This is a genomic window from Pseudomonas baetica (genome assembly GCF_051216495.1).
Classification (GTDB): domain Bacteria; phylum Pseudomonadota; class Gammaproteobacteria; order Pseudomonadales; family Pseudomonadaceae; genus Aquipseudomonas; species Aquipseudomonas baetica_B.
Genome location: NZ_JBPKAM010000032.1, coordinates 42,379 through 62,242, shown reverse-complemented (window position 1 = coordinate 62,242; position 19,864 = coordinate 42,379). Strand labels below are relative to the sequence as shown.

Sequence of the window (19,864 nt, the reverse complement as noted above, 5' to 3'; positions counted from 1 at the left end):
CGATAACGGTGGCAGCCTGACACCCAACTGTGTTCTGTCATTCATCGCGAGCAGGCTCGCTCCTACAGGTATCCCCGATCTGCTTTGGCTTTTGATCTTGCTCTTGATCTTTCGCCCCTTCGGCAGGCCGAGCGTAGGTGTTCATCAGGGGGTTAGGCGCGCAGCGCCGTGCGGCGAAGCCGCACACATCGAGAGGAGGTGCAGCGAAGCAAACCGTAGGCGATGCCCCCTGATGGGCACCGTAGCGAGGGAACACCGAGCCTCAGCGAGGTGCCGAACGCCGGGGCGAAGCCTTTTGCTTACTTTTTGGCGTTTGAAAAAGTGAGTCGCTGTAAGAGCGAAACCATAAGTGGCCGTTACCGCAGAAACGGATATGTACACCGAACACCGAACACCGAACACCGAACACTAAAACCCAATCACCCCGAAAAATACCCAATCATTCAGAAAACCCCCATACCCCCAACGGTTAACAAAACATAACGCACCGTCGATTGTCAGCCGTCGAAAAACACCGATAGGATAAGCCAGCTTCCGAAGGGGCTCTGGATTGCGGGTTTCAGGACTATGCTCTGAAACAGGTCATCCCGGCGTGCCCCCTTACGGCGCCCTGAAAGGTTGAACGACCTAACAATAATAATGGGGGAAGGTCTATGAGTGAGCCTGTCATGGGTGTGGGTATCTGCCGCCCGCCGGCCATACGCAAATTCGCGTTGCTGGCTACAGCGCTCTCGCTGTTGGGCTGTGCCGCGTGGTCGGCACCTGTGCTGGCGGCTGACGCGCCAGCAGCCGACGTTGTTTATTCCGTTGAATCACCCAAGGCCAGCAAAAGCCTGGTCCTCGATGTCGTGCACGCAGGCAAGCGCCTGGTGGCAGTCGGGGATCGTGGGCATATTCTGTATTCCGATGACCAGGGTTCGACCTGGACTCAGGCCAAGGTACCGACCCGGCAACTGCTCACCTCGGTGTTTTTTGTCGATGACAAACGCGGCTGGGCTGTCGGTCATGACGCGCAGATCCTCGCCAGCGAGGACGGCGGTGTCACCTGGACCAAGCAATTTGAAGATCTCAAACGCGAATCGCCGCTGCTCGACGTCTGGTTCCAGGACGCCAACAGCGGCTTTGCCGTGGGTGCTTACGGTGCGTTGATGGCCACCACCGATGGTGGAAAGAACTGGGAAGACGTCAGTGACCGACTGGACAACGAAGATCAGTATCACCTCAACGCAATCGCTGCCGTCAAGGACGCCGGGCTGTTCATCGTTGGCGAGCAGGGCAGCATGTTCCGTTCCGCCGATTGGGGCCAGACCTGGGAAAAACTCGAAGGTCCGTACGAAGGTTCGTTGTTCGGTGTGATCGGCACCGCACAACCCAATTCGCTGTTGGCCTACGGACTGCGCGGCAATCTCTATCGCTCCACTGATTTCGGCAGCACCTGGGAACAAGTGGCGCTCAAGGCTGAGCGCGGCGATCTTGAGTTCGGATTGTCCGGCGGCACATTGCTCGACGACGGTTCCATCGTGATTGTCGGCAACGGTGGTTCGGTGATCAGCAGCAGCGACAATGGCGAGACCTTCAGCGTCTTCAACCGCCGGGATCGTATTTCCATTTCTTCGGTGGTCGCCGCAGGGAATGGCAATCTGATTCTGGGCGGGCAGGGCGGCGTACACGCCACTTCGCCGAACGGCGCCGAGCTGGGCAAATGAGCCAGGTTAATAATAAGAAGGCGGAGCTATGACTTCCTTGAGCACCCATCATCAGGACAAGGCGACGTTTCTTGAACGCCTGATTTTCAACAACCGCCCGGCAGTGATCACCATCTGCCTGCTGGTCAGCATTTTCCTGTTCTGGCAGGCGACGCTGATCCGGCCGTCCACCAGTTTCGAAAAAATGATTCCGCTGGAGCACCCTTTCATCCAGAAGATGATGGAGCACCGCAACGATCTGGCCAACCTGGGCAACACCGTACGGATTTCCGTGGAAGCTACCGACGGCGATATTTTCTCCAAGGAATACATGGAGACCCTGCGCCAGATCCACGATGAAGTGTTCTACATTTCCGGCGTCGACCGTTCTGGTCTGAAGTCGCTGTGGAGCCCGAGCGTGCGCTGGACCGAAGTGACGGAAGAGGGATTCGCCGGCGGTGAAGTGATTCCGCAGAGCTACAACGGTTCGCAGCAAAGCCTCGATTTGCTGCGCAACAACGTGCTCAAGTCCGGGCAGATCGGGCGACTGGTGGCCAACGACTTCAAATCCAGCATTGTCGATATCCCGCTGCTGGAGTCCTACCCGGATCCGCAGGACCAGGGCAAGCTGCTGGCGCTGGACTATCGCAAGTTCTCCCACGATCTTGAAGAAAAGATCCGGGACAAGTTCGAAAAACAGAATCCCAACGTCAAGATCCACATCGTCGGTTTCGCCAAGAAGGTCGGCGACCTGATCGACGGCCTGGTGATGGTGGTGATGTTCTTCGGTGTCGCCTTCGTCATCACCCTGATCCTGCTCTACTGGTTCACCAACTGCATGCGCAGTACCGTGGCGGTGTTGAGCACGACGCTGGTGGCGGTGATCTGGCAACTCGGCTTGATGCACTTCTTCGGTTTCGGCCTCGATCCGTACTCGATGCTGGTGCCGTTCCTGATCTTCGCCATCGGTATTTCCCACGGCGTGCAGAAGATCAACGGTATCGCCCTGCAATCCAGCGAGGCCGACAACGCGTTGACCGCAGCGCGCCGCACTTTCCGTCAACTGTTCCTGCCGGGGATGATCGCGATCCTCGCCGATGCCGTGGGCTTCATCACGCTGCTGATCATCGACATTGGCGTGATCCGCGAACTGGCCATCGGCGCCTCCATCGGCGTGGCAGTGATCGTGTTCACCAACCTGATCCTGTTGCCAGTGGCGATTTCCTACGTCGGTATCAGCAAGCGCGCCGTGGATCGCAGCAAGAAGGACGCGACCCGCGAGCATCCGTTCTGGCGCCTGCTGGCGAACTTTGCCAGCGCGAAAGTTGCACCGGTCTCGATCCTGCTGGCCTTGATCGCCTTTGGCGGCGGCCTCTGGTACAGCCAGAACCTGAAGATCGGCGACCTCGATCAGGGTGCACCGGAGCTGCGTCCGGACTCACGCTACAACAAGGACAACAACTTCATCATCAACAACTACTCCACCAGCTCCGATGTGTTGGTGGTGATGGTCAAGACCAAGTCCGAAGGCTGCTCGCGCTACGAAGCCATGGCGCCGATCGACGAGTTGATGTGGAAGATGCAGAACACCGAGGGCGTGCAGTCGGCGATTTCCCTGGTGACCGTGTCCAAGCAGATGATCAAGGGCATGAACGAGGGCAACCTGAAATGGGAAACCCTGTCGCGTAACCCGGACGTGTTGAACAACTCCATTGCCCGTGCCGATGGCCTGTACAACAATAATTGCTCGCTGGCGCCGGTGCTGGTGTTCCTCAACGATCACAAGGCTGAAACCCTGGATCGCGCGGTGCACGCGGTGCAAGAGTTCGCCAAGGAAAACAACAAGGAAGGCCTGGAGTTCATCCTTGCCGCCGGTAACGCCGGCATCGAGGCGGCTACCAACGAGGTGATCAAGAAGTCCGAACTGACCATCCTGATTCTGGTGTACATCTGCGTGGCGGTCATGTGCATGATCACCTTCCGCTCCTGGGCGGCGACCCTGTGCATCGTGCTGCCGCTGGTGCTGACCTCTGTGCTGGGTAACGCCTTGATGGCGTTCATGGGCATCGGCGTGAAGGTCGCGACCCTGCCGGTGGTGGCATTGGGCGTGGGGATCGGCGTGGACTACGGCATCTACATCTACAGTCGCCTGGAAAGCTTCCTGCGTGCCGGTCTGCCGCTGCAAGAGGCCTACTACCAGACGCTGAAGTCCACCGGTAAGGCTGTGCTGTTCACCGGCCTGTGCCTGGCCATCGGTGTGTGCACCTGGATCTTCTCGGCCATCAAGTTCCAGGCCGACATGGGCCTGATGCTGACCTTCATGCTGCTGTGGAACATGTTCGGTGCACTGTGGCTGCTGCCAGCGCTGGCGCGGTTCCTGATCAAGCCGGAGAAACTGGCGGGGCAGAAGGGTAATTCGCTGTTCGCTCACTGATCTGCTATCAGATACACAAAAGCCGCAACCTTGGTTGCGGCTTTTTTATATCTTCAAAATCACATCAGTCCCTGTGGGAGCGGGCTTGCCCGCGATGACGGCATCACATTCAACAATTGCATCGACTGACACTCCGCAATCGCGGGCAAGCCCGCTCCCACAGGGTACTTTGGTGTTTATGAAGGATCGGTGCCCAACACCACATTCAACGCATTGCGCGCATCATCGAGTTGCACCAGCGTCGCATGCCGCGCACCCAGCGCATCACGGTTCTCGATGGCGGTCAAAATCGCCTTGTGCCGTGGCAGCGCCAGTTCATGCAGGTTCGGTCGCTGGTTGGAATGTTTCAAGGCTTCGGCAATCGCCACCGAGAGCATGTTGCACAGGTTGGCCAGCAGGTCGTTGTGGGTGGCATCGGCGATGCGACTGTGGAAATCCAGGTCCGGTTGCAGCAGGGCTTCCGGCGTCGCTGCCGCTTCCATGCGTTGGTAGGCTTCGCCGATGGACGCGATGTCCGCATCCGTGGCGTACTGTGCGGCCAGGGCTGCGACGGCCGGTTCGATGATGCTGCGTACGCTGGTCAGCAGATCGAAGAACTCGTTCTGCGGGCTGCTTTGCATCAGCCAGTGCAACACGTCCGGATCCAGCATGTGCCAATCCTTGCGCGGCTTGACCACGGTGCCGACCCGCGGGCGTGAATACACCAACCCCTTGGCGACCAGGACACGGGTGGCTTCACGCAGGACCGGCCGGCTGACGGCATATTCTTCGCACAACAATGCTTCGGCGGGCAGCTTGTCGTCCGGCAAAAAACGCCCGGAGACGATCTGCATGCCCAGTTCCTGGACGATGCGCGAGTGCATGCTTTTACGGTCGGAGGGTTTGCGGTAGTCCATGAGGGGCGACGCGGTCCTGTGCGGGGGTATGCCGGCCATGATAACAGGCGCGGTGCAATCTTGAGGTGGATGCTCAAAGCAAATGTGGGAGCCAGCCTGCTGGCGATGGCGGTGTATCAGTCAACATGAATATCAACTGACAGAGCGCTATCGCTAGCAGGCTAGCTCCCACAAGGGGGCGGCAGTGTTAATGGGAATGGCGGGGGACTTCAGCACCACGGCAACCGACCAGGAAGTCGAAGTCACAACCCTGATCCGCCTGCAATACATGGTCGATGTACAGCTGACGATAGCCCCCCACCAGCAGTTGCTGCGGCGGCTGCAGGTCGGCCATGCGCGCCGCCAGTTCGGCATCCGGGATGTCCAGGTGCAGGCGGCCGCTGGCGCAGTCGAGCTCGATCCAGTCACCTTCCTTCACCGCAGCCAACGGTCCGCCAGCCGCCGCTTCCGGTGCGACGTGCAGGACCACTGTGCCGTAAGCCGTGCCGCTCATGCGCGCGTCGGAGATGCGCACCATGTCGGTCACACCCTGGGCCAGCAGTTTGGCAGGCAGACCCATGTTGCCGACTTCGGCCATGCCCGGATAACCCTTCGGCCCGCAGTTTTTCATCACCAGGATCGAGTTGGCGTCGACGTCCAGTTCAGGGTCGTTGATCCGTGCCTTGTACATGTCGAAGTTCTCGAACACCACCGCGCGTCCGCGATGCTGCATCAGCTCTGGGGTGGCAGCGGAAGGCTTGAGCACGGCGCCCAGTGGCGCCAGGTTGCCACGCAATACACAGATCCCGCCGTCGGCGCGGATCGGATTGTCGAGGGTGCGAATGACTTCGTCTTCACCGTAAATCGGTGCGTCCTTAGTGTTCTCGCCGATGGATTTGCCGTTGACGGTCAAAGCGTTCGGATTCGGAATCAGATTGGCTTCGCCGAGGCGGCGCAGCACCGCCGGCAAACCGCCGGCGTAGTAGAACTCTTCCATCAGGAAGCGCCCGGACGGTTGCAAGTCGACGATGGTCGGCATACCGCGACCGATGCGGGTCCAGTCGTCCAGATCCAGTTCCACGCCGATGCGCCCGGCGATAGCCTTGAGGTGGATCACCGCGTTGGTCGAGCCGCCAATCGCGGCATTGACCCGGATGGCATTCTCGAAGGCTTCCTTGGTCAGGATCTTCGACAATTTCAAGTCTTCGCGAACCATTTCCACCGCACGCATGCCGGACATGTGCGCCAACACATAGCGACGTGCATCGACTGCCGGAATCGCCGCGTTGTGGGGTAGGGAAGTGCCGAGCGCTTCGGCCATGCAGGCCATGGTCGAGGCAGTGCCCATGGTGTTGCAGGTACCGGCCGAGCGGGACATGCCGCCCTCGGCCGCCAGGAAGTCATCAATGGTGATGGTGCCGGCCTTGACCTGTTCGCTGAGCTGCCACACGACGGTGCCCGAACCTATGTCCTTGCCCTTGTGCTTGCCGTTGAGCATCGGCCCGCCGGTCACGACGATGGCCGGTACGTCGCAACTGGCGGCGCCCATCAACAACGCCGGGGTGGTCTTGTCGCAACCGGTCAGCAGCACCACGCCATCGATCGGGTTGCCGCGAATGGCTTCTTCCACGTCCATGCTCGCCAGGTTGCGGGTGAGCATGGCCGTGGGGCGCAGGTTGGATTCGCCGTTGGAGAACACCGGGAATTCCACCGGAAACCCTCCGGCTTCGATCACCCCGCGTTTGACATGCTCGGCTATCTGGCGGAAATGCGCGTTGCACGGGGTCAGTTCCGACCAGGTATTACAGATGCCGATGATCGGCTTGCCGTGGAACTGATGGTCGGCGATGCCCTGATTCTTCATCCAGCTGCGGTACATGAAGCCGTTCTTGTCGGCGGTGCCAAACCATTGGGCGGAGCGCAGGGTGGGTTTCTTATCAGACATGATCGATTCTCTTATTGTATGACTATATTGTTCGAGCTGAGGCGTAACATAAGCGCAAAATTGCCAGTTTGGAAGAGTTGATTGATTAAATAGTAATACTATATAGTCGTTTTCAGCGGAGGGATGGCCCTCACGGTTTGCCGTGAGAGGCGTCCCCCCCGAGGTTCTATAAAAACAACAATCGGAGACCGATCCCATGAGCCAGGAACTGCGGCTTATTCGTCGCATCACGCTGAAACTGATTCCCTTCCTGATCCTGCTGTACCTGATCGCCTACGTGGATCGCTCCGCAGTGGGCTTCGCCAAATTGCACATGGGCGCTGACATCGGCCTGGGTGATGCGGCCTACGGCCTGGGTGCAGGCTTGTTCTTCATCGGTTACTTCCTGCTGGAGATCCCCAGCAACCTGATGCTCGATCGCTTCGGTGCGCGGCGCTGGTTCGCGCGGATCATGGTCACCTGGGGCGCCATCACCATCGGCATGGCGTTCGTCCAGGGACCGAACAGTTTCTATCTGATGCGTTTTCTGCTCGGCGCGGCGGAAGCGGGGTTCTTCCCGGGCGTTCTGTACTACATCACCCAATGGTTCCCGGTGCGCCATCGCGGCAAGATCCTCGGGCTGTTCATCCTGTCGCAACCGATCGCGATGATGATCACCGGTCCCGTGTCCGGTGGTTTGCTCGGCATGGACGGCGTGCTGGGGCTTCACGGCTGGCAGTGGCTGTTCATCGTCATTGGCACCCCGGCGATCCTGCTGACCTGGCCGGTGCTGCGCTGGTTGCCGGACGGCCCGCAACAGGTGAAATGGATGGACCAGGCTGAAAAGGACTGGCTGACCGGCGAGCTGAAAAAAGACCTTGAACAGTACGGCCAGACTCGCCACGGCAATCCGTTGCATGCGCTCAAGGACAAGCGTGTATTACTGCTGGCGCTGTTCTACCTGCCGGTGACCCTGAGCATTTATGGCTTGGGCCTGTGGTTGCCGACCCTGATCAAACAGTTTGGCGGCAGCGATCTGGTGACCGGGTTCGTGTCATCGGTGCCCTACATTTTCGGGATCGTCGGCCTGTTGATCATCCCGCGCAGCTCCGACCGCCTGAATGATCGCTACGGCCACCTGGCGGTGCTCTATGTGCTGGGCGCCATTGGCCTGTTCCTCAGTGCCTGGCTGTCGTTTCCGGTGCTGCAATTGATGGCGCTGTGCCTGGTGGCGTTCGCACTGTTTTCTTGCACCGCCGTGTTCTGGACCTTGCCTGGTCGGTTCTTTGCCGGCGCCAGTGCGGCGGCGGGGATTGCCCTGATCAATTCGGTGGGCAACCTCGGCGGCTACATCGGCCCGTTCGTGATCGGCGCGCTCAAGGAGTACACCGGCAACCTGGCGTCAGGCCTGTACTTCCTGTCTGGGGTGATGGTGTTCGGGCTGGTGCTGACCGGCGTGGTGTACCGCAAGCTGGAAAAGAAGCATGTGTTACCGGCGGATGAGTTTGCGGCCAGTGCGCGGGGCGCTTCCCGCACCTGATGACATACACCGGCCCATTGTGGGAGCGAGCCTGCTCGCGATGGGGCCGCCACATTCAACATATTGGGTGACTGATACACCGCTATCGCGAGCAGGCTCGCTCCCACAGGGATAGCGGTGTTTGATTAGACAGGAGACATTTCATGCGTTTGGTTCAATTCGAATTGAGTAACGGCGAGCGCCGGGTAGGTGTTGTCGAAGGTGGGCTGGTGCGTGAAGTGCAAGATACACGCACGGTTCGAGATCTGGCGCTGGCGGCGATCGAGGCGGGCGTCAATCTGGAGCAGCAGGTGCGGGCCCTCGGACTGGGCATCAGCCACGATTACGCCGGGCTGCTGGCGCAATTGCGCATTCTACCGCCGCTGGATCACCCGGACCCGGCGCATATGCTGGTCAGCGGTACGGGCCTGACGCACCTGGGCAGCGCTTCGGCCCGGGACAAGATGCATCAGCAGGCCGGCGACGAAGCCGCCATGACCGACACCATGCGCATCTTCAAGTGGGGCGTGGAGGGTGGCAAACCGGCAGCGGGCCAGGCCGGCGTGCAGCCGGAATGGTTCTACAAGGGCGATGGCAGCATCGTCGTGCGTCCGGGCAAGCCATTCCCGTTACCGCCGTTTGCCGAAGATGCCGGCGAGGAGCCGGAGCTGAGCGGCCTGTACGTCATCGGTCATGATGGCAAACCGTATCGCCTCGGCTTTGCCGTCGGCAACGAGTTCTCCGATCACGTGATGGAGCGCAAGAGCTACCTGTACCTGGCTCACTCGAAACTGCGCAGTTGCAGTTACGGTCCGGAACTGCGGGTCGGCGACTTGCCCCAGCATCTGGCGGGCACCAGCCGCATCCTGCGCGACGGCGAGGTGCTGTGGCAGAACGAGTTCCTCAGTGGCGAGGCCAACATGTGCCATAGCCTGGCGAACCTGGAATTCCACCATTTCAAATACAGCCAGTTCCTGCGTCCGGGGGATGTACACATTCATTTCTTCGGCACCGCGACCCTGTCCTTCGCCGATGGCGTACGCACGCAGCCGGGCGATGTGTTCGAGATCAGCCAGGCCGAGTTCGGCGCGCCGCTGGTCAATGGCATCGCACCGGTTGAAGCAGCGTTCGAACCCGGCACTGTCGCCGCACTTTGAGGAGCTATCCATGACCCGGATTCTTGGTCACAACTACATAGGTGGTCAGCGCAGTGCGTTGGGCAGCGTCAAATTGCACAGTGTCGACGCCGAAACCGGCGAGGCGCTGCCCCATGATTTCATCCAGGCCACGCCGGAAGAAGTCGATGCCGCCGCCAAGGCTGCCGCTTTGGCATATTCCGCCTATCGCAGCCTGAGCGCCGAGCGTCGCGCGCAGTTTCTTGATGCGATCGCCAATGAACTGGATGCACTGGGTGATGAGTTCGTGACGCTGGTCTGTCGCGAAACCGCGTTGCCGGCCGCACGGATCATCGGTGAACGCGGGCGTACCAGTGGTCAGATGCGCCTGTTCGCCAATGTGCTGCGCCGTGGCGATTTCTACGGCGCGCGGATTGACCGGGCCTTGCCTGATCGCCAGCCGCTGCCACGACCAGATTTGCGTCAATACCGCATCGGACTCGGCCCGGTGGCGGTGTTCGGCGCCAGTAACTTTCCGCTGGCATTTTCCACCGCCGGTGGCGATACCGCAGCGGCCCTGGCTGCCGGCTGCCCGGTGGTGTTCAAGGCCCACAGCGGCCATATGGCGACCGCCGAATGTGTGGCCGATGCGATCCTGCGCGCCGCGGAGAAGACCGCGATGCCGACCGGTGTGTTCAACATGATCTACGGCGGCGGGGTCGGTGAAGCGCTGGTCAAACACCCGGCGATACAGGCGGTGGGTTTTACCGGTTCGCTCAAGGGCGGTCGGGCGCTGTGCGACATGGCGGCGGCACGTGCGCAACCGATCCCGGTGTTCGCCGAGATGTCGAGCATCAATCCAGTGATCGTGCTGCCCGAGGCTGTGCAAGTGCGCGCGGAAACCATCGCCCGTGGCCTGTCGGCTTCGGTGGTGCAGGGTTGTGGTCAGTTCTGCACCAACCCCGGCCTGGTGATCGGCATTCGTTCGCCGCAATTCACGGCATTCCTGAAACAGCTGGCCGACATGATGGCCGATCAACCGGCGCAAACCATGCTCAACACCGGGACATTGAGCAGCTATGGCCGGGGCGTGCAGAAGCTGCTCCAGCATCCCGGCATCGAGCATCTGGCAGGCCAGCAACAGCACGGTCGTCAGGCGCAGCCTCAGCTGTTCAAGGCCGATGTCAGCCTGTTGATCGAAGGCGATGATGTGCTGCAAGAGGAGGTCTTCGGTCCTGCCACCGTGGTGGTCGAGGTGGCGGATCAGGCACAACTCAGCGCGGCGTTGAACGGATTGCACGGTCAATTGACGGCGACGATCATCGGCGAGCCAGCGGATTTCGAGCAGTTTGGTGAGCTGACGGCGTTACTGGAGCAGAAGGTCGGGCGGATCCTGCTCAACGGCTATCCGACCGGCGTGGAGGTGTGTGATTCGATGGTTCATGGCGGGCCGTATCCGGCGACGTCCGATGCGCGTGGCACGTCGGTGGGGACGCTGGCCATCGATCGTTTCCTGCGCCCGGTGTGCTTCCAGAACTACCCGGACAGCCTGCTGCCGGACGCGCTGAAAAACGCCAATCCGCTGCGTATCCAGCGTCTGGTGGATGGCAAGCCGTCGCGAGATGCGATTTAAAAGTCAGTCATAAAACCTGTGGGAGCGGGCTTGCCCGCGATAGCAGTCTGTCAATCGACATCAATGTTGACTGGGCCGACGCTATCGCGGGCAAGCCCGCTCCCACAGGTTAGTGTGGAACCATCCTATAGTGCATGAGCTATCATTGCGTTTTTACCACTCAAAGACTGATTGCCATGACCGCTGTAACAGACACCTTGCTCAATGCCCTCGAACACTGCGGAATGGTGGAGATCGATGGGCTGCATGCCTTCGAATTCGCCCTCGATGTCGACGATAACCTGCATATCGAATGCATGGATGGGCGTGCGGCCAAGCACTGGGAGTTCACACCGGCGCAGGTCCAGGCCGCGACCTTCGACAGCACACTGCAAAGCTGGTTGATCACCGGTGATTCTGGCGAACACCGTCTGGTCTGCCTCGGCGACGTCATCAGTGGCGATAACGAAGACGACGAACAAGAGGATGCGTAACCTCTGGCCGCTGCTGATCGCCGGCAGCATCGGTGCGATGGGCATTCAGAACGCCTCGGCTGAGGACTATCAACTGTTGGTGGGGTCGTACACCGCAGGACATAGCCAGGGCATTTACCGACTGAACTTCGACAGCGCAACCGGGCAGATCAACGGCAAACCGCTGCAAGTGATCAACAGCGAAAACCCATCGTGGCTGACATTGAGCAAGGATCAGCAGCGCCTGTTCGTGGTCAACGAAAATGGCCCGGGCCAGTCCGATCCGGTTGGGCGGGTCAGCAGTTATGCCATCGATCCCAAGACCCATGAACTGAGCCTGATCAATCGGGTGCAGAGCCTGGGCAACGAGCCGACTCACTCGAGCCTCAGCCTTGATGGCAACCACTTGTTTGTCAGCAACTACTCAGTGGCCGAAGACCCAGGCGGCACTCTGGCGGTGTTGCCGGTGGCCAGCGATGGCGTGCTGAAACCCGTGGTGCAGATGAGCAGCCATCCGGCCAGCCGGGTCAATCCCGAACGGCAGATGTCGGCGCATGTGCATTCGACGATCCCATCGCCCGATGGCCAGTACGTGTTCTCCAACGACCTGGGGGCAGACCGGGTTTTTGTCTACCGTTTCGACCCCAAGGCCAATCCTGAACTGCCATTGACCCCGGCCACGCCGTCATTTGTCCAACTGCCCCCCGGCAGCGGTCCGCGTCATCTGCTGTTCAGCGCCGATGGCAAGCACGCTTGGTTGACCATGGAAATGAGCGCCCAGGTAGCAGTATTCGATTATCGCGATGGCAAGCTTGAGCAGACGCAAATGGTCGACCTGGCCGCCGGTCAGCCAGTATCGGACAAGGCCGCCGCGGCGTTACATGCCTCAGCGGATGGCAAATTCCTCTACGTCAGCAACCGTGGCACCGCCAATCAGTTGCAGGTGTTTACCATCGACCCGTTAAACGGGCATCTCAAGGAACTGCAACGACGTTCGGTAGAGGGGGATCACCCACGGGAGTTTGCGCTCGATCCCAGTGGCAAATTCCTGTTGATCGCCAACCAGAAAAGCAACCAGATTGTCGTCGTCGAGCGCGATGCCAAGACCGGTTTGCTAGGCAAAACCGTACAAAAACTACCGATGGACGCCCCGAGCGACCTGAAGTTTCTGCTGCGACAATAGACCGCAGGCCCCGGTTCGCGGGGCCTGTAGCTTTCTATCAATGAGCCTGATATGTGGTAGTGCTACAAAAGATTTCAAGGCGCCATTCCTCGAAGGTTAAGTTTGCTTCACGGCCCCACCGGGCAAGCAAGCCAACTGACTTCGAGGATTACCCCATGAACTTCAATCTCTTCTCCGTCATCGCCGCATCCGCCATCTCTGCCTCCGTTGCCCTGCCTGCCAGCGCCAACGTTGAAATCAGCGACAAGAAATCCCACACCCAGAGCTACACCCAGAAATACCTGCAACAGAGCGCCAACTTCTACGCCGCGCTGGATCACAAAGCCCAGCACTGAGCGTTTCTCTCCGCAATTGCTGTAGCAGTTGGTGTAGGAGCGAGCTCTGCTCGCGATGGAGGTCCAGGCGCCGCAGGCAATCAGGCTGCCCGCGTCATCGTTGACGACCATCGCGAGCAAAGCTCGCTCCTACACGGACGCAGGCTTCGCCCGCTGTTACACATGTCGCTCCTGCATAACGCATTTGCGACACCTTCACATCGCCATTCATCTACTGCTTGATATCACATGGCCATGAGTTTAACTTTGACGCTGATTTTTTGACTCCTTCTCAAGAAAAGGATCGATAACATGGCGATGCGTCTTGCAGTGGTGCTGCTGTTCCTCTATTCCACCCCCATCCTTTCCGCCGCCGAGCCCATTTCCGGGGAGCCCGATGCTGCCCGCGAGCGTCTGATGAGTTTTATTGAAGGCTGAAATAGCCTGGCTCAATGATCAACGAAGCTGATAGTTGCTATAGACAGGCGTGGTTGGTTATCGGTGCTTTTTTGATCGATTCTGTGGACTCTGAAACATGTCCACGGAGTTCAACATGGCCAGCGCAATCATCACCTCTGCCAAACGCGGCGCCTATGTGGCTATCGGTCTTTACCTGGTCATGGTGCTGGTTGTCAGTCTTTCGCCCCAGTCGCAACAAACCGTCGAACCGCCGATTCATGTGGCACACCCTGGTATCCAGTTTGAACACCGCGCCCAGCAGGCGATGGCGGATCAGATTGAACTCGCGGGAGTGGGCGGAGCATGAACCGTTGCAAACTTCTGGTCATCGCCTTCCTGGCGTTCATCACCAATGGATTTTCCCTGCTGGGGATCGGGCACGGTTCGATAGGTGGGGTTGCTCGTGCCATCGAGGCCAATCACAACATCGCGCGCAATATCGAGATAGCCAAAGCCATGGGGATGCTGGCTGGCAATCCACCAGTCGAACCCGAAAGCGGGTTTTTCGGACCATTCCATGTCGATTGCTCGGTGATTGGCATGTGTGAAGTGTTGGCCTGAAGAAATAAAACACCTCCTGTAGGAGCGAGCATGCTCGCGATGGACTTGAAGTCACCGCTGGGTGTCAGATGCCCAGCGTCATCGTTGACGACCATCGCGAGCATGCTCGCTCCTACAGAAAAGCGGTTATTTCTTCATGATTGAAGTGAACAGGTCAGACTCAAGAAACCGCTGCAACCACTCCTGCAAATGACGATACGGCGTCTGCGCAAACCACTCGCGGTCGACATGGGCGAACTGCCGTACGAACGGCATTAACGCCACGTCAGCCAGGCAGGGGTGATCGGCCAGCAAGTAATCACGACCCTCCAGCAACTCATCCAGCTTGCGCAGGAACATTTCGCCTTCGGCGCGATAAAACGCCATCGGTTGCTCGGGGTAGCGTTCGGCATATTTGTAGCGGTTCAGCTGCACCTTGAAGGTCTGGTCGTTCTCTTCGATCAACGCCGTCATGGCGAGCTGTCCTTGTGGATCGTCCTTGAGCAACCAGTCCTGCGGGTCGTTCTGCGCCAAGGCCCAGCGCATGATGTCCAGGCTTTCATCGATGACCCGGCCTTCGACGCTCAGCACCGGCACCGTGCCTTTGCCCGACAGCGCGAGCATCTCGGCAGGCTTGGCCTTCAGGCTGACTTCGACGATATCCACGGCAACCCCGGCGTAACGCAGGGCCATGCGTGCCCGCATCGCGTACGGGCAACGGCGGAAAGAGTAGAGCGTGATCATTTCACCTCCAGGGTGCTGAGGCCGTTGCCTTGGCGCTGGACCTGAATTTGCACCGGGATCCGCTCATGCATTTCCTGCACGTGGGAAATCACCGCGACCTTGCGCCCTTGAGCCTGCAATCCGTCGAGGGCGTCCATGGCCAGTTGCAGGGATTCCGGGTCCAGGCTGCCGAAGCCTTCGTCGATGAACAGCGATTCGATCTTCAGCGTGCTCGATGCCATGGAGGCCAGGCCCAGGGCCAAGGCCAGCGAGACCAGGAAGGTTTCGCCACCGGACAACGAATGCACCGAACGCAGTTCGTCGCCCATTTCGGTGTCCATCACCAGCAAACCGAGCATGCTGCCGCCCCGTTTGAGGCGATAGCGCCGCACCAGTTGGCGCAATTGCACGTTGGCATGGTGCACCAGCAGGTCGAGGTTGTAGGCCTGGGCGATCTTGCGGAAAGTGTCGCCGGTGGCCGAGCCTATCAATGCACTCAGGCGCGCCCAGCGTTGATATTCGCTGTAGGCCCCGGCCATTTGCTGCGCCAGTGCCTGATTGGCGTTCTGCCGGCGCTGGTCCTCGGCCTGCTCGGCGCGCAGTTCGGCGCAACGCTGTTCGCTGACGCCGCATTGATTGTGCAATTCACTCAGTGCGTTATCGAGTTGCCCGGCGTCGAGGTTTCCGTTGTGCTGCGCCTGGTGATCGAGCAAACGCTTGTCGCGCTCTTGCAGCAGAACGCGGGCCTGCTCGATGGCTTTTTCGCTGCTTTGCAAACGCTGGCGCAGCTCGCTGAGCTGGGCATCATCGACGCGCAGCAAGTCCTCCAAGCCGCCGTCATCCAACTCCGGATGACGGCTGCGCCAATCGTCGATTTTGCCCGCCAGTTCCCGGTTTTCACCTTCCAGCGAGTGCAAGCGCTCATGCAGCGCCTTGAGTTCAGCGGCGATGCGCACCTGTTGCGTGTGCACGCCTTGCAATGTCTGGGCGGTCGTGGATTCGGCGCTGCGTGCCGTTTCCACGGCTTGTTCCAATTGCTGTTGCCAATGCTCGACGCTGCTGTGTTCGCCGAGCAATTGCCCAAGGCTGTGCTGGCTCGTCTGCTGTTGTTCAGAAAGGGTTTTGAAGCGCTGGTCGGCGGCTTGAAATTGCTGCTCGCGCGTCTGCTGCCGATCCTGTTCCTTCTCCAGGTGTTGCTGGCGTTGTTGCTGTTCGGCCAGCTCTTCCTTCTGTTGATCGAGTTGCGCCAGGCGCTCGGTGATTTGCCGGTCGAGCTGCATGAAGGTGGCGGCCGGCTCCAGGCGCAGCGCTTGCAGAGTCTCGGCCGGTAGCAGGTTGGCGAGGGCGGCGAGTTCTTCGTCCAGACGTTGACGGTCGTTGCCTAGCTCGCGCTGTTGATTGTCCAGGTGCTGAGCTGCTTGTTGATGCGCGGTTTCGGCCTGGCGCAGCTGCTGGGTCAGGCGCGCGGCGTCCTGTTGCAGGGTGAGCAGGGCAGTCTGACGTTGCTCGTCCTGGGTGATGCTTTGATTCAATTGGCTGTTTTGCCGGGCGAGCCAGGCGTCGCGTTTGTCAACGTCCTGATCCATCAGCTGCGCTGCCAACGGGTGCGCTTGCAGGCTTGGCGTCAGGGCTTGCTGCTGGGTCGCCAGTTGCTCCTGTTGTTGCAAGAGTTCCTTTTGCCGGGCAATCAGGCCACCGACATCGGCACGCAGGTCGGTGAGCTTTTCCTTGAGCTGGTCGACGGCTTTCTGGGCATTGGCCAGTTCGCCTTCATCAAAGCGGCCGAGGCTTTGCAGCAAAGCTTCAGGCTGATGATATGGATGTTCGTGGCTGCCACAGACCGGGCACGGCTGATCATCCTGCAACTGCGCGCGCAACTCCTCGACACTGGCGCTACGTGCCAGACGCTGGCGCTCCAGCAGTTCGCGAGTGACGTTCAGGGCCTGCTCGGCAACTGTCAGTTCAGCCTTGGCCTGGACCCCGTCCTGGGTCAGGCGTTCGCGCTCCTGCTGCGTAGTGAGCTGGCGTTGTTGCAGCTCGGTGCCGCGTTTATCCAGATCCTGCTGGCTGGCCCATAACCGCGTCAGGTCTTCAACGGCACGCAGTTGTTTGCGGTTGTCCTGCAACAGGCTGCCGAGAATGCCGACCTGCTCGGCGATGGCCTCCGGTTCGGTGTCGGCCTCCTTGAACAGGACGTCCAGTTGCTGTTTCTGCGCGGCCAGTGCTTGCGCGGTACCCGTGGCGTTCTGTTCGAGGCTGGTTAGCTCGGCCTGGCCCTGGTTTAGTCGATTGCCGATCAACACCAACTGTTGCAGGCGTTCGCGGTAAGCATTCCAGGCATCGCTCAATGGTGCCAGATGGGCGCTTTGGTCGAGCTCAGCGGCCATACGCTGCAAGTGTTCGGCGACCTGGGCCTGCCGGTCGAGCAGGGCTTGAATCTCGCTCTGGCCCTGGGCAAAGGCTTGTTCGGCGTTCTGCCTGGCCTCGGCACCGAGGGCGGTGTCCTTGACCAGGCGGGCGAGGGTACTTTGTTCTTCGAAGGCCTGACGCAACAAGGGTGCACTGTCGGTTTGCCACTGTTGCGCTTCGCCAAGCGCCATTCGGGCGGCACCGAGTGCCTGTTCCAGTTGCATCTGGCGCTCACCGAGCTCACCGTTCTGCTGCGTGTGCCCGGCAATTTGCGCCGCCAGTGGCGTCAGCAGCGCATCGATTTCGGCCTTGCGGGCGAACTGGTGCCGCTGCGGCGCCAGTTGCTCCAGGCGAGACAGTTTCAGCTGTTCGCCGGCCAAGCTTTCCCAATGTAATTGCGCCGATTGCAATTGCTCGGTGGCGCTTTGCTGCGCGTCCTGCAACAGCCGCAATTCCTTGAGCCAGGTGTGCTGCAACTCAAGCTGCCTGAGCTGCGCCTGCTGCAATTTCAGCTGTTGTTGTGCCGCGTTGAAACGCTCATCCAGTTCCGCCCGGGCCTCGGGGGCTAGGGGGGTGACACCACTGGCCTGGTCCTGCAGCAGCTTGTGGGCTTCGCGGGCTTCCTTGGTCTTGTCGAAGGCGCGGCGGCCCAGACGGGTGTAAAGCGCGGTGTCGGTGAGTTTTTCCAGCAGCTCGCTGCGCTCGTTGTCATCGGCCTTGAGGAAGGCGCTGAACTCGCTTTGCGCCAACAGCACGGCGCGGGTGAACTGTTCGAAGTTCAGTCCTAAAACGGCTTCGATCCGGTTTTTGAATTCAAGCTTCTGGCTGGCGAGCAGTTGATCCTGGTCGATGTCGCGCAAGCTCTGGCGGCTGGCTTGCAATCGGCCACCTGCTTTGTCCCGGGCGCGGTTGGCTTCCCAGCGCGCACGATAGCGACAGCCGTCGATGCCGACGAAATCGACTTCGGCATAGCCTTCACCGGTGCCACGACGCAACAGCGTGCGGGGGTCGCCGGTGCCGATGTCACCATCGATATCCGGTGCCTTGGCCGATGGCTGGACAGCGTTGAGCCGCGGGACGCTGCCGAACAGCGCCAGGCAAAGTGCATCGAGCAAGGTGCTCTTTCCGGCGCCGGTTGGCCCGGTGATCGCGAACAGACCGGCGCTGGCCAGCGGTTCGGCGGTGAAGTCGATCTCGAAGGGCCCGGCCAGCGAGGCGAGGTTTTTCAGGCGGATGGCGAGGATCTTCATGGCTGTTCGCTCTCCATCTGCACTTCTTGCAACAGCTCGGCAAAGTCCTTGAGGGTTTGCTCGTCAACCTCGCGGCCGTAGCTGTCCTGCCAGGCACGACTGAACAGTTCCTGGGGCGTGAGTTGGTCCAGTTCGATCAACGTCGCTGCGTCATCGGCGCTATCACGGCTGCCGTTGCCGGCGTATTCGGCGGCGATGCGTACCAGGCGCACGGCTTTGCCTTGCAGGGCGGTTTCCACTTGGTGGCGCAAGTCCGGCTGCGGTTCGTCGAGGCGCACCCGCACCTCCAGCCAGGGTTGGCGCTGGTAATCGGCCAGCAGATCGATGTTTGGCAGATCCGCCAGTTGCAGCAGGATGTCTGCCAGGGGCGCAGGACCAAGGCGCTGCAGATTCACCGCGCGGGGAATGAGTTTTGGCACAACGCTGACCAGGGTTTCACCGTCGAGGGTGATGTCGAGAATCTGGTGCTGGTAAGCGATTTCGGAAAACGACAGCGGAATGGGTGAGCCGCTGTAGCGAATGCGCTCCTCGCCGTTGACCTTCTGCGGTTTGTGCAGGTGGCCGAGGGCGACATAGCTGATGCTTGGCCCGAACAGACTGGCGGGCAGGGCTTCCGCGTTACCGATGATCAGGCTGCGTTCGGAGTCTTCCGACACCGAGCCGCCCGCCATGTGCGCGTGGCTGATGGCGATCAGTGCCTGGCCCTTCTTGCGTTTGGCGTTGGCCGCTTCGATCAGCCATTCGTGGACCTGGCCGATGCCGCGCAGGTAGTTGTCACCCAAGTGCGCACCGGTGACTTCGGCCGGGCGCAGGAAGGGCAGCGCCAGGCACCAGGCGACGGTTTTACCCTTGGCGTCTGGCAGCGGCAACAGCAAGCGTTCGGCGTCTAGCTTCCCATCGTCCAGCCACAGCACCCGGCCCAGCGCATGGGTGCGCAAACGGCGCATCAGTGGTGCGGGCAGTTCGATCCGCGAACCGGAGTCGTGGTTGCCGGCGATCATCACGATGGTCAGCTTCGGTTGTTGCTCGTGGGCGCTGACGATGAAGTCGTACAGGCGTTCCTGGGCTTTGACCGGCGGGTTGACCGTGTCGAAGATATCGCCGGCGATCAGCAGCACATCCGGCTGGTCGACTTTGAGTTGGCGCAGCAGCCAGTCGAGAAAACAGCCGTGTTCGAAATCGCGATCCTGGCCGTGCAGGTTCTGCCCCAGGTGCCAGTCGGAGGTGTGAAACAGACGCAAGGCGAACTCCGCTACATGAAAGGTGATGGCCGCAAGAAAAATGACAGCGGCGAAAGGGGAGAGAGTTTACTGGCAAATACACTCGCGGACGTAAACGATTAACTGTGG

16 protein-coding genes are annotated in these 19,864 nt (G+C 60.2%); 11 read left to right on the top strand and 5 right to left on the bottom strand.

The genetic code is table 11. From position 1 onward, the window contains the following. Positions 1-653: 653 nt before the first annotated feature. Positions 654-1,706 carry a WD40/YVTN/BNR-like repeat-containing protein gene (locus ACSFE6_RS13870; protein WP_435428143.1) on the top strand — a complete coding sequence of 351 codons (1,053 nt, stop codon included), beginning with the start codon at positions 654-656 and terminating at the stop codon, positions 1,704-1,706. Between the two features lie 28 nt (positions 1,707-1,734). Next, positions 1,735-4,119, top strand: coding sequence for an efflux RND transporter permease subunit (locus tag ACSFE6_RS13865; protein ID WP_435428142.1), 2,385 nt, complete (start codon positions 1,735-1,737; stop codon positions 4,117-4,119). Positions 4,120-4,295: 176 nt separating this feature from the next. Here the strand turns inward: ACSFE6_RS13865 and ACSFE6_RS13860 are convergent, their stop codons facing one another. Then, positions 4,296-5,015, bottom strand: a complete 720-nt coding sequence (locus tag ACSFE6_RS13860; protein ID WP_435428141.1) for a FadR/GntR family transcriptional regulator — start codon at positions 5,013-5,015, stop codon at positions 4,296-4,298. 187 nt (positions 5,016-5,202) lie between these two features. Then, positions 5,203-6,939, bottom strand: coding sequence for an IlvD/Edd family dehydratase (locus tag ACSFE6_RS13855; RefSeq protein ID WP_011334608.1), 1,737 nt, complete (start codon positions 6,937-6,939; stop codon positions 5,203-5,205). Positions 6,940-7,135: 196 nt separating this feature from the next. Here ACSFE6_RS13855 and ACSFE6_RS13850 point away from each other — a divergent pair, with 196 nt between their 5' ends. The 9 genes from ACSFE6_RS13850 (at position 7,136) to ACSFE6_RS13810 (ending at position 14,154) form a co-directional block, all read left to right on the top strand. Then, positions 7,136-8,458 (top strand): MFS transporter, encoded by a 1,323-nt coding sequence (locus ACSFE6_RS13850; protein WP_435428140.1) that lies wholly within the window; start codon positions 7,136-7,138, stop codon positions 8,456-8,458. Between the two features lie 143 nt (positions 8,459-8,601). Further along, positions 8,602-9,594 (top strand): AraD1 family protein, encoded by a 993-nt coding sequence (gene araD1 / locus ACSFE6_RS13845; RefSeq protein WP_435428139.1) that lies wholly within the window; start codon positions 8,602-8,604, stop codon positions 9,592-9,594. Positions 9,595-9,604: 10 nt separating this feature from the next. Continuing rightward, entirely contained in the window at positions 9,605-11,185 is a 1,581-nt protein-coding gene (locus tag ACSFE6_RS13840) for an aldehyde dehydrogenase (NADP(+)) (protein ID WP_435428138.1), read from the top strand. A 134-nt stretch (positions 11,186-11,319) separates the two neighbouring features. Further along, positions 11,320-11,658 carry a DUF5629 family protein gene (locus ACSFE6_RS13835; protein WP_435428137.1) on the top strand — a complete coding sequence of 113 codons (339 nt, stop codon included), beginning with the start codon at positions 11,320-11,322 and terminating at the stop codon, positions 11,656-11,658. Then, positions 11,651-12,820 (top strand): lactonase family protein, encoded by a 1,170-nt coding sequence (locus tag ACSFE6_RS13830; protein ID WP_435428136.1) that lies wholly within the window; start codon positions 11,651-11,653, stop codon positions 12,818-12,820. The genes ACSFE6_RS13835 and ACSFE6_RS13830 overlap by 8 nt, the downstream gene beginning before the upstream one ends. A gap of 155 nt (positions 12,821-12,975) precedes the next feature. After that, on the top strand, positions 12,976-13,155 hold the full coding sequence (locus ACSFE6_RS13825; protein ID WP_435428135.1) for a hypothetical protein: 180 nt from the start codon (positions 12,976-12,978) through the stop codon (positions 13,153-13,155). A 291-nt stretch (positions 13,156-13,446) separates the two neighbouring features. Further along, positions 13,447-13,572, top strand: coding sequence for a hypothetical protein (locus ACSFE6_RS13820; protein ID WP_435428134.1), 126 nt, complete (start codon positions 13,447-13,449; stop codon positions 13,570-13,572). A 115-nt stretch (positions 13,573-13,687) separates the two neighbouring features. After that, complete coding sequence (locus ACSFE6_RS13815) at positions 13,688-13,900, top strand: hypothetical protein (protein WP_435428133.1); 213 nt, start codon at positions 13,688-13,690, stop codon at positions 13,898-13,900. Further along, positions 13,897-14,154: a hypothetical protein gene (locus tag ACSFE6_RS13810; protein WP_435428132.1), complete on the top strand. Its 258-nt coding sequence runs from the start codon at positions 13,897-13,899 to the stop codon at positions 14,152-14,154. Before ACSFE6_RS13815 ends, ACSFE6_RS13810 begins: the two co-directional genes overlap by 4 nt. 126 nt (positions 14,155-14,280) lie before the next feature. Here ACSFE6_RS13810 and ACSFE6_RS13805 read toward each other — a convergent pair whose 3' ends face one another. Genes ACSFE6_RS13805 through ACSFE6_RS13795 form a run of 3 tightly spaced genes read right to left on the bottom strand, consistent with a single transcriptional unit; the run spans position 14,281 to position 19,756 of the window. Continuing rightward, positions 14,281-14,877 carry a glutathione S-transferase gene (locus ACSFE6_RS13805; protein ID WP_435428131.1) on the bottom strand — a complete coding sequence of 199 codons (597 nt, stop codon included), beginning with the start codon at positions 14,875-14,877 and terminating at the stop codon, positions 14,281-14,283. Further along, positions 14,874-18,515, bottom strand: a complete 3,642-nt coding sequence (locus ACSFE6_RS13800) for an AAA family ATPase (RefSeq protein WP_435428130.1) — start codon at positions 18,513-18,515, stop codon at positions 14,874-14,876. Before ACSFE6_RS13800 ends, ACSFE6_RS13805 begins: the two co-directional genes overlap by 4 nt. Continuing rightward, entirely contained in the window at positions 18,512-19,756 is a 1,245-nt protein-coding gene (locus ACSFE6_RS13795; protein WP_435428129.1) for an exonuclease SbcCD subunit D C-terminal domain-containing protein, read from the bottom strand. The genes ACSFE6_RS13800 and ACSFE6_RS13795 overlap by 4 nt, the downstream gene beginning before the upstream one ends. Positions 19,757-19,864: the final 108 nt, after the last annotated feature.